The organism is Desulfosoma sp. (genome assembly GCA_037481875.1).
In the GTDB taxonomy this organism is placed as follows: domain Bacteria; phylum Desulfobacterota; class Syntrophobacteria; order Syntrophobacterales; family DSM-9756; genus Desulfosoma.
The window spans coordinates 103259-115542 of record JBBFKY010000009.1 but is presented as its reverse complement, the minus strand read 5'-3'; the positions used below and the strand labels follow the sequence as shown (position 1 = coordinate 115542).

At 53.5% G+C, this 12284-nt stretch carries 10 protein-coding genes and 1 tRNA gene; 4 read left to right on the top strand and 7 right to left on the bottom strand.

Going from position 1 to position 12284, the window contains the following annotated elements; all coding sequences use genetic code 11:
* Positions 1-58 precede the first annotated feature (58 nt).
* The 3 genes from WHS46_12140 to WHS46_12130 all read right to left on the bottom strand — a co-directional run bounded on the left by WHS46_12140 (position 59) and on the right by WHS46_12130 (position 3700).
* Positions 59-1708, bottom strand: a complete 1650-nt coding sequence (locus WHS46_12140) for a pyruvate carboxylase (protein ID MEJ5349424.1) — start codon at positions 1706-1708, stop codon at positions 59-61.
* 16 nt (positions 1709-1724) lie between these two features.
* Positions 1725-3170 carry an acetyl-CoA carboxylase biotin carboxylase subunit gene (locus WHS46_12135; protein ID MEJ5349423.1) on the bottom strand — a complete coding sequence of 482 codons (1446 nt, stop codon included), beginning with the start codon at positions 3168-3170 and terminating at the stop codon, positions 1725-1727.
* A 266-nt stretch (positions 3171-3436) separates the two neighbouring features.
* Complete coding sequence (locus WHS46_12130) at positions 3437-3700, bottom strand: hypothetical protein (protein ID MEJ5349422.1); 264 nt, start codon at positions 3698-3700, stop codon at positions 3437-3439.
* 190 nt (positions 3701-3890) lie between these two features.
* Between WHS46_12130 and WHS46_12125 the strand changes: the two genes are divergently transcribed.
* A tRNA-Trp gene (locus WHS46_12125) sits at positions 3891-3967 on the top strand.
* 55 nt (positions 3968-4022) lie between these two features.
* On the opposite strand, the gene WHS46_12120 is transcribed toward WHS46_12125, so the two are convergent.
* The 3 genes from WHS46_12120 to WHS46_12110 form a co-directional block, all read right to left on the bottom strand.
* The gene (locus WHS46_12120; GenBank protein MEJ5349421.1) at positions 4023-5129 is read right to left on the bottom strand and encodes a 4Fe-4S binding protein; all 1107 of its coding nucleotides are present in this window, start codon (positions 5127-5129) and stop codon (positions 4023-4025) included.
* Positions 5130-5283: 154 nt separating this feature from the next.
* Positions 5284-5709: a MarR family transcriptional regulator gene (locus WHS46_12115; protein ID MEJ5349420.1), complete on the bottom strand. Its 426-nt coding sequence runs from the start codon at positions 5707-5709 to the stop codon at positions 5284-5286.
* 32 nt (positions 5710-5741) lie between these two features.
* Complete coding sequence (locus WHS46_12110) at positions 5742-6488, bottom strand: hypothetical protein (protein MEJ5349419.1); 747 nt, start codon at positions 6486-6488, stop codon at positions 5742-5744.
* A gap of 1198 nt (positions 6489-7686) precedes the next feature.
* On the opposite strand from WHS46_12110, the gene kaiC reads away from it, so the two are divergent.
* The 3 genes from kaiC to WHS46_12095 are packed head-to-tail and all read left to right on the top strand — an operon-like array spanning position 7687 to position 11391.
* Positions 7687-9381 carry a circadian clock protein KaiC gene (kaiC, locus tag WHS46_12105; protein ID MEJ5349418.1) on the top strand — a complete coding sequence of 565 codons (1695 nt, stop codon included), beginning with the start codon at positions 7687-7689 and terminating at the stop codon, positions 9379-9381.
* Positions 9362-9697 carry a circadian clock KaiB family protein gene (locus WHS46_12100; GenBank protein MEJ5349417.1) on the top strand — a complete coding sequence of 112 codons (336 nt, stop codon included), beginning with the start codon at positions 9362-9364 and terminating at the stop codon, positions 9695-9697. Before kaiC ends, WHS46_12100 begins: the two co-directional genes overlap by 20 nt.
* Positions 9694-11391 (top strand): ATP-binding protein, encoded by a 1698-nt coding sequence (locus tag WHS46_12095; GenBank protein ID MEJ5349416.1) that lies wholly within the window; start codon positions 9694-9696, stop codon positions 11389-11391. Before WHS46_12100 ends, WHS46_12095 begins: the two co-directional genes overlap by 4 nt.
* 326 nt (positions 11392-11717) lie before the next feature.
* Here WHS46_12095 and WHS46_12090 read toward each other — a convergent pair whose 3' ends face one another.
* Positions 11718-12281: a response regulator gene (locus tag WHS46_12090; protein MEJ5349415.1), complete on the bottom strand. Its 564-nt coding sequence runs from the start codon at positions 12279-12281 to the stop codon at positions 11718-11720.
* Between the last annotated feature and the right edge of the window lie 3 nt (positions 12282-12284).

The following is a 12284-nucleotide window of genomic DNA, read 5'->3' as shown; positions in this document are numbered from 1 at the left end:
AAGCCTTGAAACCCCACGTGGGCCGGACAAGCCAACGCACCGCTTGTCGGTCAGCCTTTTAAGCCTTGGTGCCCACGGGCACGGCGTAGGTATGAAAATGAAAATCCACCAACAGGGATGTTTCGACGACGCCTTCTTTCCGCATGGTCGACAGGATGTCGATCTCGTGAGTCTTTCCCTGTTCATCGGGAATGAGAATCTTTTCACCGTCCTGAAATCCTCCGCGCCGGTACCAAACTTGGGGCGGCAACAGCCAGGTCTTTCCAAAGGATTCCTCAAAGCGAAAGTATTCCAGAGCGTCCTTGGGAAATTGAAGATAAAGGCACAAGTCTTCATCGTCCACCGGCCTTTTGAGCCGCGCCTCAAGTTCCTGTCTCTTTTGTTCCACGTCCACATCAGGCAGTTTCTGAAGACCCGCCTCGTCTGCCAGAATTTGGTACCATTTCTTGCCATCGCGTCTTTTGTGTTCCAGAACCTTTTCGTAAATCCATTCCTGAGGGTCATAAAAAGGAAAAGGACCGTATCGGCCGAGAAGCAGATTCTTCAAATCATCACTGGGTTGCTCGTAGCGGCCGTGAAGCACGTTGCTCACCGCTGTAGTCCACAGGATTTGGCTTCCAGGAGTCACGGACCAGATGTTGCCCAGTTCTTTGTTGACGTTCATGAGTTCGCTGAAAACTTCATGAATACGTTCCAAAAGCCCCAGTTTTTCCGCCTGTTCAAAAGCTATGGAAGCCGCTCCTCCTGTAAGGCGGTGTCTTTTGACCGTAGGGTCGAAACCTCGAAACGGCGTTTCAAAGCGTTCGTAGTAACGTCGTTCTCGTCGTAAGAGGTCGGAGGCATCCACAATGGGCTGAATCTTGAGGCCCGGAGCCTTATAGCCGTAATCGTGCAAAGTTTGAATGAGGCTCAAGGCAGGCGCTTGAGAAAACATTCCTCCAAAACCGTGGTCGGCCACTTCCACGATCTTGACACCGCTTTCCACGGCCGCCACCATACGCCCCAAATCGTTGCCGTCCGTGTTGTGGCCGTGATAGGCCAATACCAGGTTTGGAAAACGCTTGCGCAGGGACTGCACGAGAGATGCGATGCGCCTGGGTGTCCCCAAAGCCGAATGGTTCTTGATGCCCAAAATAATCTCTTCACCGAAAGTCTCGACGATCTCCTGGGCTTTGTTCACGTAGTACTCGTCCGTGTGCCCGATGCCGATGCTGAAACAAAGGGAAGGCATGAGCAGTTTTCCGGCTTTTTGGACGGCACGCCCGACCACTTCCAGGTTGGGAACATGATTAAGAAAATCATAAACACGCCACACATCCACGTAGCGACTGAAAAGTGACACCGCCATGGTCAGCACATTGTCGGGATAGGGTCGGTACCCGAACAGGTTGCGCCCTCGACACACGGTTTGAATCAGGGTGTTCGGCATGCGCCGGCGTACCAGGCGCAGCTTTTCAAAGGGATTGATCTGCTTGGCCAAGAGATCCACGTGCACCGAAGCCCCGCCGCTGATTTCAAAGGCGAAATAACCGGTATCGTCCCGGTAGGGGGCCACGCGCAGCGTGGTCCACGGAAGAATGCGGCATTTGAAATCCGATTGGGATACGTCCCTTTCGTTGTTGGTCAGAAAGTAGCCGGGTGTTTCCCGCAGAAAAGCGAGGATTTCCGGGGGGCTCATGGATGGGGTGATGCGTTCTCGTTCGGCCATGAAAAAACTCCGTCCTTCACGGTTTATCTTGGGCATAGGGATTGTACCCGTAAGCATTGATTTCGGCGATCAATCGCGCCAATCGATGCATCGGGGGGGTCTCTTCGCGATAGGACAACAAGTGCGGGTGGGTGTCGATATAAGAGGTATCGAAGCGCTGTTCGATGAAATCAGGGTCCTGCACGATCTGCTTGTAAAAGGGAATGGTGGTCGGCACTCCCACAATGCTGAATCCGTCCAGAGCTCGACGCAAGCGATCCACGGCTTCCCTCCATGTGAAGCCGTAGACCGTCAACTTGACCAGCATGGAATCGTAAAACCTCGGAATTTCATAACCCTGGTAAATGGCGCCATCCAAGCGCACACCGTGGCCTCCGGGGGACTGATACACGCGAATGAGTCCCGGACTTGGCATAAAATTATTTTTAGGATCCTCCGCATTGATCCGCAACTCGATGGACCAGCCTCGAATCTGAATGTCTTCCTGCCTTAGAGACAAAGGTTCTCCGGCGGCAATGCGCAACTGTTCCCGTACGATGTCCACACCGGTGACCATTTCCGTCACCGTGTGTTCCACCTGAATACGGGTGTTCACCTCAAGGAAATAATACTGATCCTTTTCGTCAACGAGGAACTCCACTGTGCCGGCATTGACATAACGCGCCGCTTTGGCGGCGCGCACCGCATCCGCACAAATTCTTTCCAGAATCCGAGCAGGAAGGTTGGCGGGAGCGATCTCCACCAGTTTTTGGTGACGCCGTTGAATGGAACAGTTACGTGTTCCTAAATGGATGACCGATCCGAAACGATCGGCAAGGATCTGGACTTCCACATGCCGAGGATTCTTCAATCCCTTTTCCAGATAAATGCTTTCGTCTCCAAAGGCCATGCGTGCTTCCGACCGGGCCAGCTTCAGTCCCGTGACAAGCTCATCCAGGTTATGCGCCGCACGAATTCCACGGCCTCCTCCACCGGCCACCGCCTTGATCATCACGGGAAATCCATGCTCTTCGGCAAACCGAACCGCCTGTCTCTCTCCCGCTTCACCTTGCGAAAGCACAGGGGTTCCTGGAATCACGGGAATTCCCGCCTCCATCATGATGCGGCGAGCCACGACCTTGCTGCCCATATCGGCGATGACTTCGGGAGGAGGGCCCACAAAGAGCAGCCCGTTATCTGTGCAGCACTTGGAAAATAAAGGATTTTCCGCCAAAAAACCGTACCCGGGATGCACGGCGTCGGCTCCCGTGGCCTTGGCCGCCTGAATGATGCGGTCAATGTCCAGATAATCTTTGCGAGGCCCGGCGCCGATGCACACCGCTTCATCACTTTTCATGATGTGCATGGCGGTTTTGTCCGTTTCTTCATAGATCGCCACCGTGCGAATGCCTAATTCCTGAGCGGATCGCATGATTCGAATGGCGATCTCACCACGATTGGCCACAAGAAGCTTTCGGAACATAGGGGGTCATCCTTCTGACGTTCCACGGACCTGACGGATGGCACCGGCGGCAAAACTTCACCCTTTGCCGATGCGGTCTCCTTTGACATGCCACGCCGACATGATGACGCTTCACGGCCCATTCCAAGAATCCTCGGCTCGGACCGCGGCGCCTCTAAAATTCCGCCGCGTCACCTGATGCTCGTATCATGAGCCCAACACGGGGATCAAGGGGGGAGTTTCGATGGAAGAAAGCCTTGTGTTTCAGCAAAATGAAAAGAACCGGGCTAGGCGCGGACCGTCGGCCTCTTTCGCTGTTCCCGCCGCCTTCGGCTCATCTGGTTCAGATATTGCCGATCCAAAAGATGGCACTTAAAGGGTTTGATGACTTCGCTCACTTCCCACTTGGGACGATTCACGTCCTGAAGCAGTTCCTTGATACTGCTCCATGTCACAGGGCTGTAAAATTCACAGGAAGCCCCTTCATTGAAAAATTCACAATGCTGCTGGCTCACGTACTTTTCGTATTTTTTACAGTACTTAATCTTCATCACACCCTCCTTCCATCCCTCTAAGGGATTTCCTTTGCAATTTTAAGTTATTTTAAGCACAAAGCGTGCCGAAGGCAACGGGGCTCCCTGTTTTTTTCTTCACGCTTCAGCCGGCCCGCGCTCTGCAGGCCCCAATGGCCACATTTTCCTTTACAAGCCTCAAGGGACTCGCTATAAGGTCCGGGCGTGCAGGCCAGTAGCTCGAACGGCTAGAGCACCGGACTCCAAATCCGGGGGTTGGGGGTTCGAATCCCTCCTGGCCTGCCACGGAAAATCAAGGGGATGAGGCCCGATGGCCTCATCCCTTTTTTTTATGGCCATATTATGAGCCTTGAGAAGCTGCTTCATCCCTTTCCAGCGCTTTTTTCAAGGCTTTGGCCAGGTCTTTGGTGGTTTTCGGCGGCGCAGGAAAAGCCGGCTTGTTGACCAAACCGATGGCCCCTTCCGGACATCCGGTAGCACAAGCACCGCACCCAAAACATCGATCCTTGTCCACCGCGGGCACGCTTTGCTCGGCCATCGTCAGGGCTTCCGCCGGGCATCGTTCCAAACATGTACCGCAGGCAAGGCACGCTTCAGCATTAAAAGAGGGCTCAAATCCAGAATTGAAAACAAGTCCGGGCTTCGGCTGTTTGAGAACCTGACGGACGACTTCACAATGCCAGCGGTCACAGTGGCACATGAAGTCGATGTCCTCACTGGTGTTGCGGCTCATATGAATCAGTCCCGCTTCTTCACATCGATTCACAATTTCTTTTGCTTCCTCCTTGCTGATTCGCCTTCCTTCCAATCGTTCGGTGATGTTTTCCGCCATCTCTCCAAACCACATGCACACATCCACGGGCATTCCATGAAGATCCTCTCCACGAAGCCCCGCCGCATGGCGGCAGTAACAGGCCCCAACGCCGATGACGTCGTACTTTTCGATATACGAGATTACTTGATGGTACGTGTGAACGATATTGCCGGCCTTGATGGTTCGCAACACGGGGATGACCCGCGTTACGGGATATGTGATCCTTTCCATGCCTTTGGCTGCCACATACGCTTTTTTGTAAGCGTGTATCAATTGTGCGATTCTCTTCTCTCGTTCGGTTTCCCCACCTCCGACAAAGGTGAACTCAAAAATTCCGGGCATGAACGGGACTCCTCGATAAAGCACGCCGTCGGATGTTTTGACGATCCCACAGAGGCCTTTTCGAGCCATCCTTTCCAGAATATGGACGACCCTTTCGGGACTCTTTGCGGCCCGCTCGGCAATCTCCGCCACGGAGGCCGGTTTTCGGCTCAAAACGTTGTTGATCTCGGCTTCCTCAGGATCAAACAGTTCCTGCACCAGCGCAAAAAACTCAGGAATATTCAACCCTGCGTAAGGGCCTCCACGGCCTTGCATCACTTCCAGCAAGTTTTCGTAAACCCTGGTCGCCATTTTAACTTCTCCCTTCTTTTCACTTAAACCCATGCCACTTCGATCATCGTCCGCATCAAAACACGGAAAGGCGCCTCTGTTGCCTGCGGCCCTCACTTACCGCTCCCGTCATAAAACCTCACAACCCGATCCATCATCCCATGGAAGATTTTGTTCATTTCGAAAACTTGGTAAAAATTTCATTGAGAACGGCTCGAAAAACATCGATTTCTTCCGGGCTGAATCCTTCCTTGATTTCTTTATTGACGGCCCGAATGACATCCTTGGCCTTGTTGACCTCCTGGATTCCTTCCGGCGTTATGTGGATTCGATAAACCCGACGGTCCTTGGGGCATGGGCGTCGAACAATGAACCCCAGTTTTTCAAGCCGATCCACAAGGCCTGTGACCGCTGAGTTGTCCGTGGAAAGCGCCCCGCTGAGCTCCGTCATGGTGCGCCCGTCGAAGTGCTTCAGGAGAAAAAGAATCCCGGCCTGAGCCACGGTGAGGCGAACGCCTGCTGCGGCCAGCCGTTCCTTAATGTGATTCTGAAGTTTGTGGTGCGCTCGGGATAAGAGAAAAATCAGTCTGTCGTCAGCCAAAAGGACCTCCTTTTCGTTATGAAAAAGAAAGGTCAATAAGGGCAGGCAGCCACACAGGCGATGCATGTGTACATGGAATGATCGTCCACCGCACTGATGTGATTGATCAAAGCGGCTTCGGAATCCGCCACTTCCCCGCTCTTCATAAGGTGGATAAATAAGGGACTCCTCATGGAATGCCGCACACAGCGCAGCCGATCCACGGATCCCTGCGCGTCTATGGCCTGGACAGGGCAAGCTTCTCGGCATGCGAAACAATTATCCGGACACCCTCTCGCTTCTCCCGGCAGACGCCACGAGGGAAGAGCCGCCGAAGTCACCATACCGCCGAGCAACAGGCGGCATCCGACCTTGGGATGGAACAACACTCCGTTCTTGCCTATCTTTCCAAGTCCCGCCGCTTCGGCAGCCTTGACCAAGTTGAGATATCCCCAGAAATCCCCTTTCCCTTTCACCTCATAAGGAAAACAGCCGAAAACCGGAACGGCCGTTTCCCCAGCCTCCTCCAAGATCGCTGCACAACGCACAAGAACAGCATCCAAGAAACGGTAGATCACACTTGCCGTGCGCCAGTAGGTGGTCTCTGAGCGCCCTCCAGATCGAAAAACCCCCTTTGGCACCGGAACCCCCAAGCAGAAAACGCTTCGAGCACCCGAGAGAAGATCCGAAGGCCGATACCCTGGCGGTTCGCTTTCCAACCATCGAACTTCTCCGGTGCCGTAAAAGGGAATCTGCATATGATCTAGATAAACCCGAAGTTTCTGGACATCGTCTTTCATGGGCTCTCTCCTGGGCTCGGGTTGATGCGGCACATTCAGTTAGTGCGCTAATATTTTGTATATCAAATGTTAAGATGTCAATAAAATCCTTCCATACCGCATCTTTTTGACGCCCGTTCTTGGCAATTCACGCAGGGCCGGCGTCCGCGACAGAGGCACATCATTTCTTTACGGGCGATTTTCTGCCGGCTCCTGTTTCCGTGCCACAAAACCTGCCGTCAGAAGGGAGGTCTCTGATTAAGGAATGCATGTACGGAAAAGAAAACCAAGAAAGGCGTGCAGAAAAAGTAAATGAAAATAAGCCATTTATTATGTTTGGGCATATAAATACATTAGTATTTGAATTGAGAGATTTTGTTACTTCGTCATACAATATCGTCTACTTCACATTCTTTGTAAATAGGGCTCAAAAATTTGTCTCTGAGCATAATTCTAATGTCCACATGCGCCGGCATTTTCTCCGTATAGACGAGATGCGTTGGGCCCCCGGTCCAGAATTTACCCTTATAGTCCGCCGGGTAGATTTTTTTCCATCCGTCACTAGACGATTGTCTAATGTGTTGTACTCTAACCACATGGATAGTGTCACAAGACACCATAAGGGATGTGGCGCAAAAACAGAGACAGCATTTCGAGCGAAGGCTCTAACATAATGAATAAGTAAGGGATACCCAATCACGAGAAAGATGAGAAACGTCGCACCGATCCTGTAGCCCCGTTTGAGTCTTCTCACCTATTCTCTATCAGGTTCTATCCATAAAACCTGGGAAGATCCATCGGTCATGATTTCCATCATGGCGGGGCTTTCGTTCACCTCAGGACATAAGGCCGAATTTCATGCACCTTATTTTTTTCTATACACACCGCGTCTGGGTTCAAGAATAAAATTAGCTTCGTAAGAAAAGTGTAAGCGAGAAAGGAGATTCATGCACAGCAAGGTTCAACGTCTTTTGGGGGCAATTTTTCTTAGAAAACCGGTGAGGAGTTTCGGCTGGCTCACGATTCGAAAAAATGTTAGTCACAGGTTGTTTCATTCTCGCAACCAACGCCGAAGGCAAGCCGTAAAGGATTGGGGCGGCTTTACCGTCTTGGAAGCCAAAGCCGATGCCTGGAGTGAAAGACACGTCGGGGCGCCGGACCGACCCGCGTGTTTTGGCGCATGAAAAGACTGAAGGGAATCAAAGACGGAGTCAAGGTAATGGCAATCTTTGTGGACACTGAAAAGACCGGCCGAAACGCTGTTTTGGACAAGGCGCCTACCTACATCGAAGGATTGGACCACATTCTGGAAGGAGGTCTTCCTCGAGGCCGAACGACCGTGGTGAGTGGTGGTGTGGGATCCGGAAAAACCCTTTTGGGCCTGGAATTTCTCTACCGCGGCGCCTTGCATGGAGAGCCGGGCATCTTTGTCGGTTTTGAAGAATCGTCGCTTCAGCTTCGAGAAAACGCCTCCGTTTTGGGCTGGAACCTGGAGAGCCTCGTGGAACGGAACCGGCTTGTTTTGCTGGATGGGCGCATCAGGCCGGAAACTTTTATAAGCGGCGATTTCAGCCTGAGAGGACTCTTGGCCATAACCTCCGGAAAACAGCGTGAAATGAACGCTCGACGTGTCGTTATCGACGCCCTTGAAGTGGCTTTACGCCTTTTTGATTCCCCTCAGACCATGCGCAATGAACTCCATGCCCTCCATGACTGGCTTCAGGCTGGGGGCCTTTCGGCCATTTTGACCATTCGCCAAACCCGTGGTGGCCCATCGGTTTATGAAGAGTTTTTCGATTCCCTGTCCGATTGCCTCATTCGCATGGACGCAAGGGTCGATGCTCAGATCACCACACGGCGGCTTCGCGTCATCAAGTATCGTGGTTCCGATTTCGGCCGTAACGAGTATCCTTATACCATCGGCATGGGCGGCCTTCGCTTGGCCCCTATATCCACCGTGGGACTTCGCCATAAACCTTTGGGGGAACGAATGACCACGGGCATTCCTCGTTTGGACGACATGCTGGGTGGAGGCTATCGACGAGGAGCCTGTATTCTTTTCGCCGGACTGCCTGGGACGGGAAAAACCATTCTTGCGAGCACCTTTGTGGCTCAAGCCTGCGATCGTGGAGAACGTGTTCTTTATATCGGGTTCGAGGAATCCCAGGAAGCAATGCTGGAAAACGTTCGAAGTGCAGGTTTGGACCTCAGAGACCATGCCCGCTCGGAACTTCTCGCTTTCCTGGTCCATTATCCAGAAGCCATGGGGGCGGAAGATCACTTTTTCCGAGCCATGGAACGCATTGAGGCATTGTCTCCGGCCCACGTAGTGGTGGATGCCATTTCCGCATGTGAGCGTATGGGCGGAAAACAAGCCGCTTACGAATATCTGATGAGGCTGCTCAATGCCTGTAAGGAGCGAGGGATCACGGTTTTTTTGATCAATCAGCTCTCGGGATCTACGGGCTATGTGGAAATTTCCGGGAACGAAATCTCCTCCATGGTGGATACGGTACTCTTTCTGCACTACCAGCCGTGTCCCGGCGAAACCAACCGGATCCTTCACGTGCTCAAGTCCAGAGGCTCCAGACATTCCAACGTCAAACACGAATATGTCATCAGCGACGACGGCATTCACATTCTCGACCCGTATGTTGGCGAAGGCGATGTGCTGACAGGCACGCTTCGCCAACGCCAGGAACTCAAGGATCGACTGAAAGCCCAGCGCCTCGACTTCGATATTCAATTGAAAGAACTGGAACTTAAACGATTGCGGCTTGCGCAGAAAGAAGTCCAACAAGCTTTGGCTAATCGAACCGCGACCGTAGATCGGGCCAAGTCTTCCATGCCGGGACCTTCGCCGATCGGCGATGGAGAAGAATCAGGAGGAAGTCATGACGATACAGGCGCATGAAAGGCAAAACGTCCCGATCCACGAATCAAAGCCAAAGTATCGGCTGCGGCTTTTTGTGGCCGGCGATGAACCTAATTCGGCCAAGGCCAAAGCGATGCTGAACCGGCTGTGCGAAAAGTATTTGCTTGAAAACTGCAAGATTATGATCGTGGATGTACTCCAGGACTACAAGGCGGCCATTGAGCACCAGGTGATGGTTGTGCCCACTTTGATCGTGGAATGGCCGCCTCCTGTGCGAAGCATTTTGGGGTCCCTAACCGATGAGGAAAAAGTTTTAGCGGCCTTGGGTCTTACAAAAGATGGGGATCCGTCATGAGCGAGACCGGAGCTTTCGATGATGATCTGCGGGAAAGGCTTGCCAAGGCCGAAGCCGCTTTGGAAGCCTTGCGGCGCGGGGAAGTGGATCTGGTGATCGGACTGGATGCGCCTCTGGTGGTGCGCTTCCGGTCTCTTGTGGAAGAAAACGAGCGGTTGGTCCAAGAGTGGAAGACGACCTTTGATGCCCTCAGCGACGCCGTTTTCATTCTGGATGCCGACCATCGCGTGATGCGTTGCAACAAGGCGGCGGAACGGATCCTTGCCCACGACGATGAAGCCATGATCGGAAAGCCATGCTGGGAAATCACCCATGGAACTCCGAAACCCGTTCCCGATTGCCCTCTGGGACGCATGCGCCACAGTCTGAAGCGGGAAAGCCTGGAAATACAGATCAAGGACCGCTGGTACAATGTCACGGTAGACCCTATTCTGAGCGAAGACCACCGCCTTCTCGGGGCGGTGCATGTGATGCAGGACATCACCGAACGCAAGAGCGCGGAGGATGAGAGGGTTGAGCTTCAGGAACAGCTGCAGCAGGCGCAAAGACTGGAATCCGTCGGACGTTTGGCGGGCGGTGTGGCCCATGATTTCAATAACCTGCTGATCATCATTTTGGGCTACGGCGAAATGGTGCTCAACAAGCTTTATCCAGAGGATCCTCTGCGCAGTTATGTGAAGGAAATTTTGAATGCCGCCAACCGAGCGGCGGGACTGACTCGTCAGCTTTTAGCCTTCAGCCGCAAGCAAACCTTGCAACCTGTGATTTTGAACCTGAACGATGTGCTGCGTGACCTTGAAAAAATGCTTCGCCGGCTTATCGGAGAAGATGTTTCTCTGGAGATGGCGTTGGCGGAGGACCTTGCCCCCGTCCTGGTGGACCCGGGGCAGATCGAGCAGGTAATCATGAATTTGGCGGTCAACGCTCGCGACGCCATGCCCCAAGGCGGGACACTTCTTATGGAAACCAACAACGTGGTTTTGGATGAGGCCTACGCGTCCACACATTCCGGAGTGAGTCCCGGAGCTTATGTGCGGCTTGCCGTCACTGATACAGGCTGCGGCATGACCAAGGAGATTTTGGATCGCATTTTTGAGCCTTTTTTCACCACCAAGGAGCGAGGTCGAGGAACCGGGCTGGGATTGTCGACGGTATACGGCATCGTAAAGCAATCGGGCGGCCATATCCGGGTTTATTCCGAACCGCAGCGGGGCACTACTTTTAAGATCTATCTTCCGGCGAGCGAAGCCAAGGTACAGGCTAAGGTAGAGAGACACATGGTCATGCACCCTGCAGGCCGAGGCCAACATATTCTGGTGGTGGAAGACGACGAGACGCTGCGCAAAATGATAGGAAGCCTTCTATACGAGCTGGGCTACAAGGTGACCCTGGCGGCCAATGCCGGCGAAGCTTTGCTCCTGGTCGAGGAATCCGGGCTGAAACCTGATCTTATTCTCACCGATGTGGTGATGCCCAAAATGAGCGGAAAACAGCTGATCGATCGACTCATGCGAACCATACCCGACCTTAAGGTGCTCTACATGTCGGGCTATACGGACAACGCCATCGTGTCCTACGGGGTGCTGGACCCGCGCACACCGTTCATTCAAAAGCCTTTCACGCGTGATGCCATCGCCTTGAAGATTCGAGAGATTCTTGGCGATGAACCCTTGAAGACTTTCTCCGAGCCGTAACAGGTTCACCCCTACCGGCCTTGTAAATATTCGCGGGGGCGGACCCATGTGTCCGCTCCAAATTCGCCGCCATGGGCCATTTCCCGCGCCTACCCATAAAGCCCAGCCCATGAGCCATCAAAACATACGTAAGGGCGGATGCACGTCTCCGCCCCTGAACCCGCGCCATGGGACCGTTTTTCGGGCGGATACACAGGTCCGCCCCTAAATTACCACCCGTACACCCAGAGGTCATCCCCACCGATTTTTGCCAGGGGAAATCCACGAAAACCGCCGCCGGCATCAAAAACCCTGTAAGAGCGGACCCATGTGTCCGCTCCGGCCGGTTACGTGTGGGAGCGTGGGATCGTTCCCGCAGGTTCCATGAGCCCCAGGTCCACATCATCCAACAGGATGGCTCCGGTTTCGTCCATTTTGAGGCTTGTGATACCGGGGTGGTTGCGTTCCAGTTCATGCATAAGCGCTTCGGCTTCGCTGGACGCTGCACTCCGTCCTTCTCGCTCAGCCGAGCGCTCCAAAGCTTCCCGGTACGCCAGAGCTTGGCGAATGATCTGGCTCAGGTCCTGAGTCTGACACGGCTTGGTGAGAAACCTGTAGATTTCCCCCTCGTTGATGGCCCGTATGGCCGCCTCCAGCGTGGCATATCCCGTGAGCATGATCCGTGTGGTATGAGGATGTCGTTCTCGAACCAAAGCCAGAAACTCCGAGCCCCTCATTCCGGGCATTCTTTCATCGGAAACCACCACATCCACCGGGACTTCGCTCAAGAGGCGCAGAGCTTCCGCGGCGGAGTTGGCCGTGAGAATCCTGTACGGCTCATGGCGCAACGCCCTCTTGACAGCGCTGGTGAAATTGGGCTCATCGTCCACGAAAAGCACGGTCTTTCTCATGGG